The sequence below is a fragment of the Hymenobacter koreensis genome (genome assembly GCF_039541855.1).
Lineage (GTDB): Bacteria > Bacteroidota > Bacteroidia > Cytophagales > Hymenobacteraceae > Solirubrum > Solirubrum koreensis.
Genome location: NZ_BAABHA010000015.1, coordinates 218,312 through 238,440 on the forward strand (window position 1 = coordinate 218,312; position 20,129 = coordinate 238,440).

Below are 20,129 nucleotides of genomic sequence, written 5' to 3' on the forward strand. Positions count from 1 at the left end.
AGTCCTGTTTCGACTAAGCCGTTGGATAATTAGGAGCAAATGGCGGCGAACAGCGCGGCGCCACCCACCCCGGCCGTGCCCAGCCAGAACAGCCGCGTGGCGCGGTGCTGCTGCCGAATAAGCAGCTGGCAGCGGGGCGAGGTGCCGGGCTCCACCGGCACTTCGGCATTCCAGCTTGCTTTCAGGTGGTCCAGAAGCGGTTTGGCCCGGCGGGCAACCGATAACGTGGCTTGTGGGACTGGCAGGAAAAAAAGCGTGGTCATAACGGCGGGGGCTAAGGTTGGTAACGGGAGCAAAACAGCTGCTTTTCAGCTCCGGGAACCTTGATGCAGATCAAGAATTCGGAAACCTGGGTGACGGCGAAACTGCTTTTTCGGCTGGCCCCGGGCTGCGTTGCAATTGTGACCCAAAAGTCGGACCCAAACCCCCGTCCACGCTTTCGCGCGGCGGAGTCTTCCTTTTCTCAAACGGATTTTCCAACTTACTGCTACCGCAGGTCGGCTGCCGCAAAGTCCTGTTTATCCTTACTTTTGTCGCACCAAACCGCGCTATGGACCCCTTTTTCGAATTTTTGTCGGCCGAGATAAACGACAACTGCCAAACCGAGCTGCAACAACATGCCAGCGTGCTGCAGGCCGAAACCACCTGGCGCGGCCAGCAGGGCAGTTCCGCCATAATTACCGATTACTTCCTCGACGGGTACCAGCTATCCAGCATGACCGGGCAATTGCACCAGCCCTTGCAAGCCGAGCTGGAAGTGCTGGGGCCTTGGGTGGGCATGTTGTTTCAGTTTACCGGTGGCGTCGACTCGCGCAGCTGCGCTAACCGGCCCTTGCACCTGGGCGAAGGCCGGCAGAACATTGTGGGCGACCAAACCACGCGTAACCACTACACCTTCCGGCCCCAGCAAAGCACCGGGCAGCAATTTCACATGTTCACGGTGCACCTTAAGCCCGAGTTCTTTCGCGACCTGGTGGTGAGCAACGCCGAGTGGCTGCGCATGCACGAGCGGCGGCTGAGCCGCAACGAACCCTTTGTGCTGGTGCCCGACGGTGCACCCGCCTCGGCCGCTACCCGTGCCATTATTCAGCAAATTGCCGAATGCCCGTACTCGGGCGCGCTCAAGAAAATGTTTCTGGAGGCCCGCTTTCTTGACCTGTTCGTGGAGCAGCACGAGCAAATGGCAAAGACCATTACGCGGCTTTCGACTCCCGAGCGCGACCTGTTTTATGCCATCCGCGACTTCCTCGACTGCCACTACGCCGAGCCGCCCAGCTTGCTGCAACTGGCCCGGCAGTTCGGCACCAACGACTTCAAGCTCAAGAAAGGCTTCAAGCAGCTCTTCGGCACCACCGTGTTTGGGTACGTGGCTGAGCGACGCTTAACAGTGGCCCAGCAACTGATTGCCCTAACCGAGCAGCCACTGCAGGAAGTAGCCGAATCGGTGGGCTTCACCAATCCGGCCCACTTTGCCACGGCCTTCAAGCGCAAGTTTGGGGTGGCCCCGTCGCAAATGCGCCGCTCACGTCACCTCGCGGAGCAGCCCGATTCGTGGCTGAAGCTGGCGTAGCGCAAAGCTGCTGCCAGTTGCCTCCGGTCGTTTACAGCTTAAACTGCGCGCACACCTTCACCCCAAACGTTTTCACGTCGGGCAGGCTGCGGTAGGTAAGGCGGTGCACGAAATCAACGCGCAGAAACTTGAAGATGTTCTCCACACCGTAGCCCGCTTCGGCGTAAGGCGTGCTGCCCAGAGTGCGGAAGGTGGGCATGGGCGCGCCCGTGGCGTCTTGGGTGGGGGCGGTTTCGCGGTTGGCGGTGCTAATGCCGCCGTACAGCAGGTTGCCGCTGGCCACCAGGCGCCAGTCAAGCTTTTTGAGCAGCGGCACGGCGTTAATCAGCAAACCTTCAAAATAGTGCTCGGCGTGCAACGAGGCGTACCGGTCGCTCACGAACTCGGAGTAGTTCATGAGGTTGTAGGCGTTCGAGGTGTAGATAAACGACTCATTGCCGAGGTGCGCTTTCAGTACCAAATACGGCACCGTGCTCGGGATGTAGCCCGCGTCCAGCACGTACTCGGTGCGGCCCAGCTGGCCCAGCTGCACGCTGTGGGTCATCATCAGGTTGAACTTCTGGTAGCGCAGGTCGCTGCCCAATAACCCATCTACGCCCAAAGTGTAGCGGCCGGTAAACACGGGCCACTTGGCCGTGCCCACGGCGTAGCGTCGGTTTTGGTTCTGAATCAGCACCTCGCCCGGCGCGTAGCGCGACTCCACCACCACTTCGGTCAGCGTGAGCTGGTCGGCGGTGGGGGCGCCGGCCTGGTGGTCGGGCGTGGTGTAGTAGGCAAAGTTGTAAATAGGGTCAAAGTGCTGGCGACGCAGCGTGAGCTTCTGGGTGAAGTTGTGGAACAGGTCCGACTGCGCCGACACGCTGGTAACGTCGCGCCACAGCGGCAGCAGCGGCCGGATGTTACCAAAGCGCGCCGCCGCCTCAAACAGCGGACTTTCCAGGGCCAGGTCGTTATCGAGCAGGGCTACCAGGTCCAGCTCGTGGCTGTGCTTCACGCTGAAAACCGTCCAGTTCGGGCGGTTCAGAATGCGGTCGGCCGAGAGGCTGTACTTGAATTCACCGTCGCGGGTGCCGTAGGCCGTGTAGCCTTGCAGCAGCCAGTTGGGGCTGAGCTCGGGCGTGCTGCGGAAGCCAAGGCGCAGGCGGTGACCCTCCACGTTGTTGTAGTTGTAGCTGCTGAAAATCGGACCCAGCTCAAACCGGCCGCGCGGGCCCAGCTCTTTGTAGCCGTTCACCACCAAATCGGCCACTTCCAAGAACGTGCGCACCGAAGGCAGCTTGCCCACCGAATCGAGGACCATGAGGGTGCGCTGCTCCTGTGCGGTTAGGGTATCGGGGCGTTGCTCGTTCCAGAAGTTGGCGGGCGTTTTCAGGGCATCAGGCGCGGCGGCAAAGGGCTGGTCGTAGAACGGCAGCTCGCGCGGGTGACCCGCATCGAATTTCGAGTTAACGGTGGTAAAGCGCACCAGCAGGCCGGTTTGCTTTTGCGCGGGTTTCATGCCCACCACCACGCGGGTGCGCTGCGGCAGCCACGCCCCGGCTCCCGAAGGCGCTAGGTCCTGGTACACCCGAATTTGGTCGACGAAGTTGATGTTGGCTTGCGGGTCTACTTCCAGATCCACGCGGCGCAGGGCGTAGCCTTCGGTGGTAATCCAGATGCGGCCGGTAAAGGCCAGGTCCTGGGCGCGACGCGGCATTACCTTCAGCTGGTAGCAGCGGTCCTGCCCAATCATCACCGAGTCTTCCAGGTCATAATCGTAAGTAATGCGCCAGCCGTCGGCAATGGGGGAAATAAAGTCCTTGCCCATCACCACCTGCCAGTTGGGGTAGAAATCGTAGTCCTGAAACGACGAGCCCAGCACCTGCGAAAGCAACGTACCGTCGCGCGGGGCCACGCCGTGCAGCTTCGAGTGCTTGATTTCCTCCCGCTCGCGGTTGGGCCGGTGCCGCACGTAGTAGCGCGACATCACCTCGGAGGCAAAGAGCGGCACGGTGGGTTTGCCGCTGGCGTTGCGCTCCATCTGGCCCACGCCATCGGCCAGAGCCGTCATGTCGCGAATAACCTTGCGCCGCGCCAACCGGTCGGAAATATCCGACAGCGACACTTCGATGCGGTTGTAGCTGTCGAACTCGAAAGCCTCGAGCCGGCCTTTGTCGTTCTGCTTTTTGTGCTGCTGCACCCGCCGCAAAATGGCGTAGGCCGGGTTTTCGGTGGGCCGGATGGTTACCTCACCCAAAGCCACAGCCGCAGAGGCCAGGGCCAGGTTTAGCGTTTGGGCCGGCTGCGTGGTAACGGCGCGGCTCTTGGTACGGAAGCCCATAGCCGACGCCGACAGCGAGTCCACGGCGCGCGTTACGGCTAGCTGGTAGCGGCCGTCGTCGTCGGCAGTGGTGCCGAAGGTGGTTCCCTTCACGAACACCGAGGCGAAAGGCACGGGTTGGCCGGTGGCGGCTTCGGTAATGCGGCCCGAAAAAACAATCCGCTGGGCCAGCGCAGTATTTCCAATCGTTAGCCAGAGCATTAGCCCCAGCCACGCGTAAAAAGCCTTCATATGCATCACGTCCTAATCGACTCAAAGGTACGACGTGGTAGGGAGCCAAATACCTTACAAAAGGTTAATCGTTCGTTGTTTATTTATGAATAATCCGCTCTGTTACAGTTTGATAAAAATCAAATACAAGCGAATTCAATTATCTGCTGCTGGTAATTGGCCGCAACCGCACCCGGTATAAATTGGACTGACCCACTACAGCGCGTCCGCTACTTGGAGCCACGGCGCGGGTGCTGGCAAAATAGAGCCACTGCCCATCGGCCGATAGGGAAGGCGTAAAATCGAACTCCGGCGAGTTTAGGCCGGCCGGCAAGTGCACGGCCGGGCCCCAGCCGGAAGCAGTGCGGGGAGCCGCATATAAATCGGCGGAGCCGGTGCCGCCGGCCCGGTCGCTCCACAGCAGCAGCCAGCGGCCGTCGGGCGTTAGCTCGGCGTCGCTTTCGGAAGCGGCGGTATTAACACTTGGGCCCAGGTTTTCGGGCGCGCCGAAGCCCGCGTCTTCCTGCCGGGCGCGGTACACATCGAGCCCGCCGTGGCCGCTGCGGCGGGCGGCACTGAAGTACAGGTAGCCTTCGTGAAAACAGGGGCCAAGCTCCGGGCCTTTGCCGTTTAGAGTAGTGCCCAGGTGGGCAGGTTGGCCCCACTGCCGACCGTTCCAGCTTACCTGCCACAAGTCCAGGTCGTGGCGGGTGGAGTCGCGGCCAGGCGCGGGGCGGTCGGAGGTGAAATACAGCGTACGGCCGTCGGGTGCAAAGGTCGGGTCGGAATCGGAGTAGCGGGGGCTGGTAAATGGCAGCGCCTGCGGCGCCGACCATTCCCCGTTTCGCTGGCGCTGCGCCACCAAAATATGAGCATCCTTAAAGTCGGGTTGGCTGCGGGCAAAAACCAGCGTACGGCCATCGGGCGTGAGGCTGGGGTTGTATTCGTTGGCCGTGGTGGATAGGGTCCCCGCGCCTATCAATTCCGCTTCATCCGCCGTGAGGGAGGCAAAATCGGGAGGTAAACCAGCTGATGTTGAGGCCGGTAGCCGGGTGCAGCTGGGCAACACCAGCAAGCTAGAGGTAACCGAAACCCAAAACAGGGCCAGCAAACGAGAAGCAACAGAAGTGCGCATGAGAAGAACCAGTGGGAAACCGGTTCATGGACATGGAGCGGCTGCGGCGGCTGCATTGGCCGCCTCGCATGATGATGTGAGGCCGTTATGGATTTAAGCGCATTCCTCGCGGGTAAGCTGCTCGTTCATGCTAATGGCGGCCTGCGCACCCTCGGCCGCGGCTACCAAGGCCTGTTGTGCCGCCGGTGTAGTGTCGCCGGCGGCGTACACGCCCGTTACGCTGGTCATGATTTTTTTGTCGACCCACACGCCACCGCTGCGCTTCAAACGGCGGCAGCCCAATTGATCGGCCAGGTCGCTCCGTTGCTGCTGCTCGGGGTGCACAAACAGGGCGCGGCGCGGCAAGGAGGAGCCGTCGGCAAATTCTATCTGGCGCAGGGTACCGTCGCGGCGGCCGGCAAGGCGTTCAATGGGTTGTTCATACACCGAAATGCCGCGGCGCTTGAGGCGGTGCCGGGCATGTTCGCTAAGGCCGGTCCAGCCGTCGGTGCATACCACCACGTCCTTGGACCAGCGGCTAACGAGCAGGGCAAAGCCCGCGGCCGATTTGTCGCGGCCGTATACGGCCAGGGCTTCGTCGCTTACCTCGTAGCCGTGGCAGTAGGGGCAGTGCAACACGCCGGTGCCCCAAAACTCACGCATGCCTTCAATGGTGGGTAGCACATCGGCAATGCCGGTGGCCAGCAGAATTTTGCGGGTAGTAACGCAGCGGCCCGAATCAAGCGTGACGCGAAAGGAGCCGGTTTCAGGGTCCTGTTCGGCGGTAGTCACGCACGTTTCGCGGTACTCCACGGTGGGGTAGGGCTGAAGCTGCTCCCGGCCGATGCGTAATAATTCCTGTGGGGTAATGCCGTCGCGCGAGAGGAAACCGTGCACGGCCGGCGAAGGGGCGTTTCGGGTCTTGCCGCCGTCGCAGAGCAGTACCCGGCGGCGGCAGCGGCCCAGCACCAGCGTGGCGCTCATGCCGGCGCAGCCGGCACCTATTACCACCACTTCATAATCGGTGGGGGGAATGTGGCGGGGGCGCTTAAAAGGACGACGGGCAGAAGCGGGCATGGCGTGCGGGCAGATGTGGAATGCGGTTTCAAACCTCAAAACCCGCGCTGGGGTTACGGCCGAGGTAGGTAAAAGGTCGCCCAGCGAAGCCGATTGCAGCCCCAAACCAGCGCTGTGCCTGAGTTTCTTGTGCTATTTAAGAGTTGAAGCTCTGCCGGAATTTGTGGTACTTGAGCTTGAACCCACCCATTTGCGCGCATGCGACACACCTACTTGCTACTGGCGGCACTGGCCCTAAGCCACGCCGCGGCCGCCCAACTTTCGGGCATCAAAACCATTGACCCCGCCGGCACCGGGCCCAATAACTACCCCACCGTAACCGCGGCCGTTACGGCACTTAATGCCGCCGGCGTGGGCGCCGGCGGCGTCACGTTCCGGGTGCGGGCCGGCGTTACTTTCACCGAAACCATTCCCGCCATTACGGCATCGGGCACGGCTACCACCGGCATTCAGTTTGTGAAGAGCGGAGCCGGCCCCATGCCCATTCTACAGCAGGTAGGCACCGGTGCAACCGACGCCGTGCTGACCCTGGACGGTGCCGATTACGTGCGCCTCGACAGTCTGATGCTGCGCGACAACCCCGCCAACACCACCCCCGCTGAGCAAACCGAATACGGCGTGTGGCTGAAGGGCGGCGCCACCAACAACCTGGTGCAGGGCTGTACCGTGGAGCTGAACCGCACCAACGCCAACCGAACCTTCGGCGTGCACTTGCTCGACGGCGGCAACAACGCCAACCGCTTCTACAACAACAGCGTCCGCAACTGCACCGGCGCTTACCAGTTTGCCGCTACCTCCACCAACCCCGATGCCGACAACGAAATAGGCACACTGCCGGGCGGGCGTAGCGCCGTAACGCAAATTGGAATGCCCACCACGGGCGGCCCGCCCGCTACTACCATCGTGTATGCTGTGTACTTGGGCGTGCAGCAGCGGGCCAAGGTTTTCGGGCAGGATATTACCGATGTACAGGGCACAGGCTCGGTGTACGGTATCTACTCCACCGGCACTACCAACAGCGTGGACATGACCGATAACCGCCTCAGCAACTTCCTCACGCGCGCCACCGGCAGCGGTATCGTGGAAGTGCTGTACGTGAACAACGGCGTAACGCACAACATCCTGCGCAACCGCATCCACAACATCAACGCCACCGGCACGGCAGCCTTCGCGGTAGGTATCGACATAACGGGCGGCACCACCAACAACGTCGTCAACAACTTTGTGAGTGGGGTGCAGGCCCCGGCCAGCACGGCCGGTACGGCGGTGCGGGCGTTGAGTTTGCGCGGCGGCACGAGCAACAATGTGTTCCACAACACGGTACTGGTGGAATACGCTGCTACCGTGGCCACCAACAAAAGCGGCGCTTTCTACATGTCGGGCGCTAACACGCCGGGCTACGTGGTCAACAACATCTTTGTGAATCGGGTCACTGGTCTGGGCACAGGCGGTGTAGGAGCCGCCTTTTTTAAGGCGACGGCGTCGGTAGCTACTCTCACGGGCTCGAACAACAACTTGTACTACAGCGCCTCGCCCTCGGCTGAGCACCCCATTTTTTACGGGGTAGCTGCTACGCCCGTTGCGCTCATTACCCTGGCCGACTACAAGCAATTGGCCGCACCAGCTGAGCAAAACTCAGTAACGGAAAACCCGCCTTTCGTGGCCCCTGCCACCGGCGACCTGCACATTAGTGCCGCGGTGCCCACTGTAGTGGAACGACGCGGGCTGAGCTTGGTTGGCGGTACCGGCGTGCCCACCGACATCGACAACGAAGCCCGCAATGTGAGCACGCCCGATATCGGCGCCGACGAAGGCTCGTTTCAAATTATTTTGGCAGCAGAAGCCGCCAAAGCCAGCTGGCAGACCCAGGTGTTCCCCAACCCCACGGCCGGTATCCTTACCCTCAACGTTAGCGGTGCCACCAAGCCACTTCGCCTCACCGTGCTCGACGTTATGGGCCGGCCTGTACAACAGGCCCTCTTGCCCGCTGGCCGAACGTCTTATTCGCTTGATTTAAGCGGACAGGCAGCCGGCGTGTACCTGCTGCGCCTCAGCAACGGCCAGGCTGTAAGCAGCCACCGCGTGGTGTTGCGGTAGTAGCCCATTCTGCTATTCCGGACACAAAAAGGCCGCCGGCTCAGTTGAGCCGGCGGCCTTTTTGTGTCCGGAACGCGCCTTATTACTGCGCGGCCACTGGGTTTAGCGCACGAACATCCGGGTGGTATAGCTGCGCTCGGGTGTAACGTAGCGCACAATGTACCAACCGGCAGCCAGGCCTTTTACCTGTACCGCACCGCTGGCTTGGGCGCCTACGGCGTGGCGGCCCATGTGGCGGCCGGTAAGTGCGTACACTTCCAGGTAGGAGGCTTCCGACGTTGTTCCGGCAAACGAATAGCGCAACAGACCATCAGCAACCACGGTGGGGGCCACATCGAAGCGGGCGGTGGTTTCGGCCTTGGTTACGGTGCGCACCGGCGAGTAGCTAACAGTGCCATCGGTGTCTACCTGACGCAAGCGGTAGTAGAGGGTGGTGGCAGTGGTGGGCAACTGCTCATCCAGCCAGCTGTAGTTATGGCGGGTGCTGCTGGTGCCCTGGCCGGCCAAAGTGCTCATTTGCGCGAAGGTGAAGCCGTTTACGCTGCGCTCCACAACAAACCCGGCATTGGCTTTTTCAGAAGCCGTAGCCCAGTCCAGCCGCACGGAAGCACCGTTGACTTGCGCGCTGAAGAAAATCAGCTCAACCGGCAGCGGCTGCGGTGCGGCGCTGGTTGCGTTAATGCGTACGCTGGTGGTGTTGCCCGCACCGCCTTGGTTAGCGGTAACGATGTCCAAGTCACCATCGCCGTCCAGGTCGCCGAGCAGCACGTTGTTCGGGCCAATACCTACAGTAACGGTCGTACGCGTAGCGAAGCCAATGTTTTCCACGCCGGTGGAAGTGCTGCGCAGGATGCTCACCGTAGTGCCTCCGCCCGACGTACCGGAGTCACCGTAGTCGGCCGCAACGATATCTAGTTTCCCGTCGCTGTCCAGGTCGCCGATGGATACCCCGGCCGGGCCCACGCCTACACCAAAGTCCAGCTTGGTTGCGAAGCTCACGGCAGCGGTGCCGGTGGTGGTATTGCGCAACACGCTCACGTTGTTGGTGCCGTTGTTAGACGTCACGATGTCCAGCTTACCGTCGCCGTCAAGGTCGCCGATGTTTACCACCACTGGGGACGAGCCCACTGTGAAATCCTGCTTGGCTGCGAAGCTGGACGTGGAAATGGGGCCGGGACCGGACGTGGCGTTGCGCAGCACGCTCACGCTGGCGCTACCTGCGTTAGCCGTTATAATGTCCAGTTTGCCGTCCTTGTTCATGTCGCCTAAAACCACGCCGTAGCAGGTAAGGGCGGTAGCAAAGTTTACCGGTGAGGCAAAGGCAATGGCGCCAACGCTGGTGCTGGTGTTGCGCAGCACGCTTACGTTGTTGCTTTGCTGATTCGACGTCACAACGTCCTGTCGTCCGTCGCCGTCCACGTCGCCGATGGCCAAACCCGAAGGGCCGGTAGCTACTGCGTACGCCTGGCTGGCAGCAAAAGAAATGTTTCCCGCGCTGGTGCTGGTGTTCAGCAGTACGCTCACGTTGTTGGTGCCGTAGTTCGCCGTTGCAATATCCAGCTTGCCGTCACCGTCAAGGTCGCCGATAGCAATGTTGTAGCAGCCCGTTTGGCCGGCACCCAAGGTAAAATCCTGCTTGTTGGCAAAGTCGGCGGCGCCGGTCGTGCGGGTGTTACGCAGAATGCTAACGGTGTTGCCCGTGCCGTTGCCGTAGTTCACCACAATCAGGTCCAGTTTGCCGTCGCCATCTACGTCGCCCAATACCTCGTTGCTGGGGTTATCGTTGGTGAGCTTATCCATGGTACCACTGAAAGCACCAGTGCCATTAGCGGTTTTTACCGTGAACTGGTACACCTGTGGGTTGCCCACCGCTTGGTTGCTGGCGTTTACCACCGTGTTAGGTACGGTTACGCTCACCACCTCACCCGGCTTGAAAAAGTAAGGTGCGGGGGTAATGGTAACAACGTTTTCGTTGGTGCTGATGGAAGCAGAACGCAGGTAGCCGATCTGGCTGCTGAACACGCGGATGTTTGCTGCGGAAGCACTGGTAACGTCCTGACTGAACGTGATTCTGATAGCTACATTACGTTCGGCGGTGAGGGCGTTGGCCGCCGGCGTAACCTTGCTGATAACGAAAGGCGGAGTGAAGGTTTGCGTTGAGGTGGCCGAGCCGCCCGGCGTGGTTACGCTGAGGGTGCCCACCACCACGCCTGCCGGTACGTTTACCGTAACGGAGGTGCTGTTAGACGAGACAGGAACGGCCGTCACGTCATCGTCGGAGCCGATTTTGCCGTTGAACGTTATCAGCGACGCATTATTGAGGCTGCTGCCCGAGATGGTAACCAACTGCCCGATGGGGCCACTCGTGGGCGAGATGCTGCTAATGGCAGGCGGACCCAAATAGATGTAATTCTGTGGGTTAGTGCCAGTGCCAAAAGGGGAGGTAACGCTAATCAGGCCGTAGGTGTCGGCTGGGCGGGCCGGGGCCGTAGCCAGAAGCTGCGTAGCCGAGACGTAGGTAACGGCTGTGGCAGCAACGCCTGCAATGGTAACGGTGCTGTTGCTGGTGAAGTTAGCGCCGTTAATGGTTATCTGGTTGCCACCGGCTGCGGGGCCGGTCGTGGGGCTGAATGAAGCAACAGTGGGTGCTGGAGGTGCTTCCACCGTAATGGTGTAGCTAACAGCCGCTGAGGTACTAGTGCTGCCATTGGGATTCCGCTGCGTCGCTCTATAGGAGAAAACCACCTGACCTGTACCAGTACCAGCAGCAAATTGCAATTGAGTAGCCTCACTGGTGCTGATTTGGCGCGGCCCCGTTACTTCCGAGCCGTTAACATACAACCGGCCAATCGTGGTGTTAGGACTGTATGTGCTAATGTCAAACCCAATAATTGTTCGGTTCGATGTAGCCGTCAAATCCGGAATGGCTACCTGGTTGGGGTTGTTGTTTAACAGCGTAACGCTCTTAGGAGCTGCCGTTTGTGCCACTGTCACCGACTGCAGCCCCAACAGCAAACTGAACAGCAAAAAGTACGGAAGGCTTAACAACGCCTTCGTGCGCCCTGCTGATGTTGAAGAACGTTGTCGGAACGAAGCCGATGCGTGTAAGGGTGTTTTCATTTAGAAAAACGAAGTGTGATTGACGTTGCGAATAGCTTAATGACCTGATAAGCAAAGAACTTAAAACAGCCAGAAGCACCCAAATGAGCCATAAGCCCATTCGGGGCGCAAAGGTACTGTGATACTGCTGTTTATGTATATATGCGCTAGTGTTTTCCTGCTATAATATCATATGGATAACTGCATGAATAAGACGCTTCGTCATTACCGGCCAGATACCGCTGCAAGCAAAAGTGCCCCGATCAACCAGATCGGGGCACTTTTGCTTGTTTGGGTAGAAGAGGTTCTATCGGCCGCTTTGGGCTACCAAGTCTCTAATTTCCTTATTAAAGTCACTTTGCCCGAGCAGTTCCTCTAACGGTAAGTGGAAGCGGTATTTCCAGAAGTGCTCGGGGTTCGAGGGGACGTTGATCTGCTCGTCGAGCGGATTTTGGCGGCGCAGCTTTTCGTCAAGGGCCAAGAAATCCTGCAGCGGGAAAATAGCCCACATGGCCGGGGAGTGAAGGTGCTGCACCACTACTTCGCCCGCGGCCCATGGCTCACAGTAGAACGGAGCGGTTTGGCTGTGGTGGCCAAGCAGCTGCTCGAAAAAGCGTTGGGTGCGGTTGCGGTCTTCCTCCCACCAGCCGCGCACAGTGCTCATGTCGTGGCACGAAGGCGACACCACAGAGAGGTAAGCGGCGTGGTCGGGGTGTGAGAATTCGATGCCGGTGGCGGCGGGCATGCGCTGAATGTTCAGGCCCAGAATACCTAGCTGCCGCATTACGCCGGGCACCGACGCGGGCACCATACCCAGGTCTTCGCCGAAGATGAGCATGTTGGTGGCGTAGCGGATGGCCGGCAGCTTCACCAGGCCCTGCTCGCGCCAGAACTCGTTGTGGCGGTGGAAAAAGAAGTCGTAGTACAGCTCCCGCATACGCTGGCGCGAGTGGTCGTCCAGGTCGCGGAAGGTGCGCGACTTGTCTACCGTGATGCGCGGGTGCCAGTACTGGCCGTTGGTGCCGTCGGCTTCCACAAACAGTACTTCGGCGTGCAGGCTGTAAAGGCCGTCGCGCAGGCGCTGCAGGTGCTCGTGCTGTTCGGCGGGCGCTACGGCCAGCTTCTGCTCGAACACGGCTTCCACCTTGCGTTGGGTGTTCACGGCTTCACGGAAACGGAACGCACCGTGGCTGGCATCGTCGAGAAACTCCTCGCGCACGGCCTGGGCATTGGAGCCAAACACTTCCTCCAGAATGTGCCAACGGATGTAAGGCTTGGCTAACCGGTCTTCGTCGAACCAGCCGAGGCGCTGCTCCACCTCGTGGCGGTGCAGCGGCAGGGCGGGCGAAAAATGGCCCAGCAAACCTTCCACGGCGTGGTTGGGAATTTCCCAGATGCGGAAGAAACCCAGGATGTGGTCGATGCGCAGGGCGTCGAAGTAGCGGCTGAGGTGGCTGAGGCGCTGGCGCCACCAGGCGTAGTTGTCCTCGGCCATTTTGTCCCAGTTGTAGGTGGGAAAGCGCCAGTTCTGGCCCGTCACGGAAAAGTCGTCGGGCGGGGCGCCGGCTTGCTGGTCCAGGTGGTAGAGTTCGGGCTGGGTCCAGGCTTCCACCGAGTGGCGGTAAATCCCAATGGGCAGGTCGCCTTTGAGCACCACGCCGCGTTGGCGGGCGTACTCCACGGCGGCCAGCAGCTGCCGATCGAGGTGAAACTGGGTGAACAGGTGCAGACCAAACTCGTCGAACTCGGCGTGTTTGGGGTCGAGCAAAGCCGTTAGCCAGTCACCGGGCTGCTGGAATTCCTGGGGCCACTGGCGGAAATCCACCGTACCGAACCGCTCGCGCAGGCCGCTGAACACGGCGTACGGCGCCAGCCATTCGCGCTGCTCCTGAAAGAATTGCTGAAAAGCCGGATCGGCCAGGAAGGCGGTTTTTTCCTGCTGGTACAAATGCCGCAGGAAACGCCACTTGGCCTGCATCACGGGCTCATAATCCACGAAGTCGCGGCCGTTTAGCTCGTCGCGCAGCTGCTCCAGCTCGGCTTGCAGGGCCGCGTTTTGCAGCGGAGCAATATCCTGCAGCCGCAGGTACTGCGGGTGCAGCGCAAACACCGAAATGGCCGCGTACGGGTAGGAATCGACTTTGGTATGGGTGGCGGTGGTGTCGTTGATGGGCAGCACCTGCACCAGCTGCAAGCCGGTTTCGGCGGCCCAATCCACCAGCAGCTTCAGGTCGGGGAACTCGCCTACGCCCATACCCTCGCGGCTGCGCAGGGCAAACACCGGCAGGGCCACCCCGGCGCCGCGCCAGGGGCCGGCGGGGTGGCGGTATTGCTCGTCGCGGCGCCAGCGTAGCGTGTTGCGGCCGCCCAGCGGAGGCAGCACGCGGTCGGAGCCACCTTCCAGGTCCACGCACTGGTTTAGCTCCGGGTCCCAAAAACCGTACTTGTAGGTTACGGCTTTATCGGGCGTTACCAGAGCTACGTCGGCGGTCCAGTGCGGAAAGTTGGCGTCGGACAGCACCACGGCCTTGCGGTTGTCCCAGGCGCCGAGGGCTTCGTCGGAGCCGAGCACGCAGAGGCAGCGGCCGGTTTCCACGCGCGGGGCAGTGAGGGTGAAACGCACGGTGGCATCGGCGGCGCGGGCGCGCACCTGCTGCGGACGGCAGCGCGACTCGGCGGGGCGCCGAAAAATAGCCTGCGTGAAGGCGTTGGTCTGCAGCTCGTAGTCGGGCAGTTGCGGGGCGTGCCAGAATTCGTCGACAATGACCTGACCGTAGGACTCCCCGCTGAGGGTAAGGACGCGGTCGGGGCCGCCTTCCCAATGCGTGGCGCCACCTTCTTCCACCAGCACGTACTTGTAGCGCAATTCGGTGGTGCCATCGGGTACTTCCACCTGCTGCTCCCAAAGGCTGGTGGCAGGCGAATAAGCAAGGCGCAGGGCGCGGTCGGGGTGCCAGTCGCCGAGGGCGGGGCCGGCACCGCGCACTTCCAGGCGCTGGCCCCAGGAGGTGAAGTACGGCAGGCGGAAACGAACGAACATGGGGAAAGCAAAAGCGGCGGGCCGGGTGGGAGTTTCGGCCGCACAATGCATGAAACAGAGCCCGAAGCTACACCGCTGCCGGGGGTTATCAAATTTTCAGTTACGCAACCTGCACCGGGGCTGGAAAATAAGCAATGGAGCCGATCAGCGCAGATTTGCTCAGAAGGCCCAAGGTAAGTTTGTTGCGCGGTTTTTTTGCGATTATGAGCAATATTCCCCGCACACTATTCCGCCAGGGAAAAGGCTCGATTTTTTGTGGCTGTTGGGTTTGTTCGCGCTGTTCATGGTGCGTTAATACGACCGGGTTTGCTACGCATAAGCGGGTAGAAAGTACGGGCTGGAACCGGGGTAGAGGCTCTGTTTCCAACCCCAGCCGCGTTTTTTTCGTTGGCGTGGGCAGAACCCTTCTCTCGCTTTCACCCCGTTTGCTGTGTCGACTTCCTTACGCCGTGTCCTGTACGTTCTATTGGGGCTTCTGGGGTTAGTGATTTTGCTGGTGGTGGCCGTAGTTGTGGCCCTGCAGTTTCCATCGGTGCAGGATTACGCGGCCCGCAAAGGCGCCAGCTACCTGCAGGACAAAATCGGGACGGAGGTACGCATCGGGAAGTTCCGAACCGACTGGCGCCACGGCCTCTCGCTGGACCAAGTGTACCTGGAAGACCAAACCGGCGACACGCTCGTGTCGGTGGGGCATTTGGGGCTGAGCCTGGATTTGTGGGCTTTGGCCAAATCCGAAATCAACCTTAGCTCCCTGGAACTGACTGACGGCACGGTGAACATCAGCCGCTCCTTGCCCGATTCCACGTACAACTTCGACTACATTCTGGCGGCCTTCGCCACCGGCGACACCACCACGGTAACGCCCGCCGATTCCACCGGCGGCTTCAAGTACAACATCGGCGACGCGCACTTGGCCAACATTCGCCTGACCTACAACGACGCCGTGGACGGCATGAGCGTGCGCACCCGCGTGGGCGACCTGGCCGTGGCCATGAACGAGGTGGACGTGGACAAGAGCATTTACCGCATCGACAACGCGGCGCTCAAGAACACGGCCATCAACATCGTGCAAACCAAAGTGCCGCCCGACACGCCCGCCGAGCCGCTTGCCCTCACCTTCGGGCTCGACCAAGCCACGCTCGATAACGTGGCCCTGAGCTACCGCAACGAGGTAGCCAAGCAGTACATCAGCACCCGCATTGGCGAGGCCGAAGTAACGGCCGACAACATCGACCTCATTCGGCAGCGCATTGCCCTCAACAAGCTGGTGCTGCGCGACGCCGACGTGACCTACGCCCAAAACAGCAACGTGCCCGTGACCGAGCGCGTGGTGAACCCCGCCGAAACCGTGCGCAAGCTCGATTCGGCCGTGACGCAGGCTACCGGCGCGGCCACCGCCTGGGCCCTTACGCTGCGCGAGTCTGACATCAGCGGGGTGAAATTCGCTTTCGACAACCTCGACGAGCAGCGGCAGCGCACCCGCCTGCCGGCCATGGACTACAACCACTTACTGTTCGAGGACTTAGCCCTGAAAACGCGCAACCTGAGCTACTCCACGAACCGCACCACCGGCCGCATCGACTTGCTGGCTGGCCGCGAGCAAAGCGGCTTCCGCGTCGACCGCGCTGAGGCTGATGTGGTGTACGATTCGGTGCAGATTCGCCTCGATAACCTCGACCTCGTTACGCCGCACACCCGCATTCGGCGCACCCTGGCCATCGGCTTCGATTCCCTGGGCATGCTGGCCGATACGAAGCAGCTGGGCAAAATGCGGATGGAAGCCGATCTGCAAAACACCCGCCTGGGCTTCCGCGACATTCTGTACCTGGCGCCCGACCTCATTACCGAAAAGCCCTTTACCAGCGGCCCGAATCAGTCGGTGCTGCTAAGCGGGCAGGTGAACGGCCGCCTCGACAACTTCGCCCTGAACAACATCGAAATAATAGGGCTGCGCAACACCATTGTGCGCGCCGACGGCCGCATTCAGGGCTTGCCCAACACCGACCGTCGCCTGTACACCGACCTCACCATTCGGCAGCTGACCACCACCCGCCGCGACCTGAACGACATTCTGCCCGCCGGCACCATTCCGCAGGACGTGATTGAGCTGCCCGAGCGCGCCACGCTCAGCGGTACCGTACGCGGCCGGCCCACCGCCAACGATTTAGCGCTGAATCTAAAGGCCAATACCTCGTTTGGCGGTGCTACCATTGCCGCCAACCTGAAACCCGGTCCGGCAGGGCGCGAGCCGGTGGATGCCCGCTTCACGTTCCAGGATTTCCAGCTCGGCCGCCTGCTCAAGCAGCCCGACATTGGCGCCGTAACCGGCCGCGGTACTTACACCGGTTCGGGTTTCGAGCCGACGACCATGCGCGGCAAGCTGGTGGCCAACCTCGACCGGGCGCGCTACGGCGGCTATACCTACCGCAACATAGCCGCCACCGTGGGCATTACGGGCCAGCAGTACGCCATTGATGCGCGCAGCACCGGCGACGCCAACGCGGCCTTTGCCATCAAAGGCAACATTGACTTGCGCAACCCCAACGCGCCGGTGTACGCCTTCAGCGGCAACGTGAAAAGCCTGAACCTAACGGCGCTGGGTTTTTACACCGGCGGCGACCTGCGCGTGCAGGGCGACCTGGACGCCAACCTCTCGGGCTCCGATTTGAACAGCATCAACGGCACGCTCATCGGCGACAACATCGTCATCGTGTCGAACAACCAAGTGGTGCCGCTCGACTCGGTAAATGCGCGCATTGTGCAGCAGCCGGGCCGCACCGAAGTAGATTTTGCCTCCAGCATTCTGAACGCGACCGTGCGCGGCAACACCCGCCTCGGCGACATGATTACCGAGTTGCAGCAGCATATTGACCGGTACTTCGATTTGCCGGACGTGCAGTATCGCGCTTCCTCGGTAGCCCGCAACTTCACGTTCGAGGTGCAGGTGCCGCAGTCGGGCGCGCGGTTGCTGCCGAAGTTCGTGACCGGCCTCACGCGCATTTCGCCTTTCAAAGCTACGGGCAGCTACGACAGCCGCGCCGCCAACCTCGCTGTGCGCTCCGATGTGGCCTTTATGCGCTACCAGGGCATTGCCTTCGACTCCTTGAAGCTGCGCGTGGGTTCCGATCCGCAAAAACTCGACTACTCCCTGCTCCTCGACCAGGTGCGCCAGGATACCACGCTGCGCATTCCCAACCCCTCGCTCACAGGCAGCGTGGCCAACAACCAAGTGGCCACCCGCCTGCGCATCGCCGAATCCGATTCGGCGGAGCGCTTGAGCCTGGGCGGCGTGCTGCAGGTACTGAACGGCGGCAATACCTACCAGTTCAGCATCGCGCCCGACTTGGCCGTGGACCGCCAGAATTGGACCGTTGGCCCGAACAACTACGTGCGCTACACGCCCGCCAACGGCAACATTGAAGCCCAGAACGTGCGCATTTCCTACACCGGCCAGGTTGAGCGGTTTTTGGCGCTGCAAACGCTGCCGGGTGCCCGCAACCCGCTGCAGGTGCAAATCGGCAACTTCGACCTCTACGCCCTGGGCCGCGCCGCGGGGCTGCAGGATTCCCTGGTAGGCGGCAATCTGAACGGGCAAGCCGTGGCCTACAACCTGGGCCGCACCGGCCAAGCTTTTACCGCCGATGTCTCGCTCACGGGCCTCACCTATAACAAGTACACCCTCGGCGACGTGCGCGCCCAGGCCGTGAACAACGTAGCCGACCGCTACGACCTCACGGCCCAGCTCACCAGCCAGGACGGCAACGATGTGCGCATCAATGGCTACTACGTGGCCAGCGGCGCCATCAACATCAACACCAACATTGCCCGCCTGAACCTGCAAACCGTGGAGCCCTTCTCGCTCGGGCAAATTCGGGAAACCAGCGGCGCGCTTACCGGACAGCTGGCCATTACCGGCACCACGGCGGCGCCGCTGCTACGCGGTGCGGTACGGTTTCAAGAGGCGGGCTTCACCCTCTCGCAGCTGGGCGCACCTTACCGCATTTCCAACGAAGAATTGGTGCTCGACGACCGCGGCCTGCACTTCGACAACTTCGCCATCATCGATTCCCTCGGCAAGCAAGCTATTATTAATGGCTACATCATTCCGGCCCGCGACCTGGCCCAGGTGGGGCAGTACCGCCTGCAACTGGATGCCGTAACCGAGGGCTTTCTGGCCGTGCAAAGCACCCGCCGCGACAATCCGCTTTACTACGGCAAACTGTTTGTGGACTCCGAAAGCCGCGTAACCGGCGACATCAACCGGCCCGTGGTGCGTACCCGCGCCACCGTGGCCGACGGCTCGGACCTGACCGTGGTGGTGCCCACCGACGACCCCGTAGCCGTGGAGCGCGAAGGCATTGTGGTGTTCGTGGACAAAGACGCGCCCAAAGTCGATTCGGCGTTAATAGCGGCGGTGGAAGTAGACAGCGCCGCCGCACCGGCTGGCTACGACGTGCGCGCCAACATTACTGTTACCGACCGCACGCCCTTCACCATTGTAATTGACGAAGCCGCCGGCGACAACCTGCGTGTGCGCGCCGAAGGCACCCTGAACGCGGTGCTGGACGAGCGTGGCGCCCAAAGCCTGACCGGCCGCTTGGGTGTTACCGAGGGCCAGTACGAACTCTCGCTTTACGACCTGGCCGAGCGCAAATTCGACATTGCGCAGGGCAGCTACATCCTCTGGACCGGCGACCCGTTCAACGCCCAGGTAAACGTAACGGCCATTTACCGTGTGCGCGCCGTAGCGGCCGACCTCATTGCCGGCCAGCTCGATGCCAATTCTGAAGTCAGCAACCTGGCCCGCAACCGCTTGCCGTTTGAGGTGCTGCTGAAGGTGACCGACGAGCTGCTCAAGCCCACCATCGGGTTTGATATTCGCGTGCCGGATAACACCACCAGTCCGGTGGCCGAGCCGGTGCGCGCCAAGCTGGAGCAGCTGCGCCAGCCCTCCGAGCAGAACGAGCTGAACAAGCAGGTATTCGCCCTGCTGGCCTTGGGCCGCTTTATTGCCGAAAACCCGCTGAAAAGCACATCGGCGCCGGGTGGGCTGGTGGAAAACCAGCTGCGCGGCTCCGCCAGTCAGGTGCTTACCGATCAGCTCAACAACCTAACCGGCGAATACTTGGCCGGCCTGGGCTTGGAGCTGGGCGTCGATTCGTATTCGGCCGTGTCGGGTACGGGGCAGCAGTACAACCAAACCGACCTGAACGTGGCCGTGCGCCGCCAGCTGTTTAACGACCGCCTCACCGTGCGCCTCGGCACCGACGTACCATTAGGCGGCGGCGGTGGCAACCAGGCGGCCGGCGGGGCTTCGGCTGCCAGCCAGTTTGCCGGCGACGTGAGCATTGAATACAATATTCTGAGCGACGGGCGCCTGCGCCTGCGCGCCTTCCGCAACAACGCCTACGAGGACATCGACGGGCAATTTATCCGGACCGGTACCGCCCTGATTTTCCAGCGCGACTACAACAGCCTGCAGGAGCTCTTCGCCAAAATGGCCCCGGAGGTGAAGCAGGCCGTGCGCACCGACCGGCGCGCCCGCAAGGAGGAAAAGGCCGCCGCGCAGGATACGCTTCAAAACAAAGCCCTGAACTAAGCC

The 20,129-nt window shown here is 61.4% G+C and carries 9 protein-coding genes; 3 read left to right on the plus strand and 6 right to left on the minus strand.

All coding sequences use genetic code 11. The features are described from left to right. Positions 1–29: 29 nt before the first annotated feature. Positions 30–263 carry a hypothetical protein gene (locus tag ABD903_RS19730; protein ID WP_345227030.1) on the minus strand — a complete coding sequence of 78 codons (234 nt, stop codon included), beginning with the start codon at positions 261–263 and terminating at the stop codon, positions 30–32. A gap of 287 nt (positions 264–550) precedes the next feature. Here ABD903_RS19730 and ABD903_RS19735 point away from each other — a divergent pair, with 287 nt between their 5' ends. Beyond that, positions 551–1,570, plus strand: a complete 1,020-nt coding sequence (locus tag ABD903_RS19735; protein ID WP_345227031.1) for a helix-turn-helix transcriptional regulator — start codon at positions 551–553, stop codon at positions 1,568–1,570. A gap of 31 nt (positions 1,571–1,601) precedes the next feature. Here ABD903_RS19735 and ABD903_RS19740 read toward each other — a convergent pair whose 3' ends face one another. The 3 genes from ABD903_RS19740 to ABD903_RS19750 all read right to left on the minus strand — a co-directional run bounded on the left by ABD903_RS19740 (position 1,602) and on the right by ABD903_RS19750 (position 6,291). After that, positions 1,602–4,121 (minus strand): DUF5686 and carboxypeptidase-like regulatory domain-containing protein, encoded by a 2,520-nt coding sequence (locus tag ABD903_RS19740; RefSeq protein WP_345227032.1) that lies wholly within the window; start codon positions 4,119–4,121, stop codon positions 1,602–1,604. Between the two features lie 139 nt (positions 4,122–4,260). Then, complete coding sequence (locus tag ABD903_RS19745) at positions 4,261–5,235, minus strand: hypothetical protein (RefSeq protein ID WP_345227033.1); 975 nt, start codon at positions 5,233–5,235, stop codon at positions 4,261–4,263. A 93-nt stretch (positions 5,236–5,328) separates the two neighbouring features. Then, complete coding sequence (locus ABD903_RS19750) at positions 5,329–6,291, minus strand: NAD(P)/FAD-dependent oxidoreductase (protein WP_345227034.1); 963 nt, start codon at positions 6,289–6,291, stop codon at positions 5,329–5,331. A gap of 198 nt (positions 6,292–6,489) precedes the next feature. Between ABD903_RS19750 and ABD903_RS19755 the strand changes: the two genes are divergently transcribed. Then, positions 6,490–8,388 (plus strand): T9SS type A sorting domain-containing protein, encoded by a 1,899-nt coding sequence (locus ABD903_RS19755; RefSeq protein ID WP_345227035.1) that lies wholly within the window; start codon positions 6,490–6,492, stop codon positions 8,386–8,388. Between the two features lie 102 nt (positions 8,389–8,490). Here the strand turns inward: ABD903_RS19755 and ABD903_RS19760 are convergent, their stop codons facing one another. Further along, on the minus strand, positions 8,491–11,508 hold the full coding sequence (locus ABD903_RS19760; protein ID WP_345227036.1) for an FG-GAP-like repeat-containing protein: 3,018 nt from the start codon (positions 11,506–11,508) through the stop codon (positions 8,491–8,493). Positions 11,509–11,794: 286 nt separating this feature from the next. Further along, positions 11,795–14,527, minus strand: a complete 2,733-nt coding sequence (locus tag ABD903_RS19765) for a 4-alpha-glucanotransferase (RefSeq protein ID WP_345227037.1) — start codon at positions 14,525–14,527, stop codon at positions 11,795–11,797. Between the two features lie 430 nt (positions 14,528–14,957). Between ABD903_RS19765 and ABD903_RS19770 the strand changes: the two genes are divergently transcribed. Beyond that, positions 14,958–20,126: a translocation/assembly module TamB domain-containing protein gene (locus tag ABD903_RS19770; protein ID WP_345227038.1), complete on the plus strand. Its 5,169-nt coding sequence runs from the start codon at positions 14,958–14,960 to the stop codon at positions 20,124–20,126. The last annotated feature ends 3 nt before the right edge of the window (positions 20,127–20,129 follow it).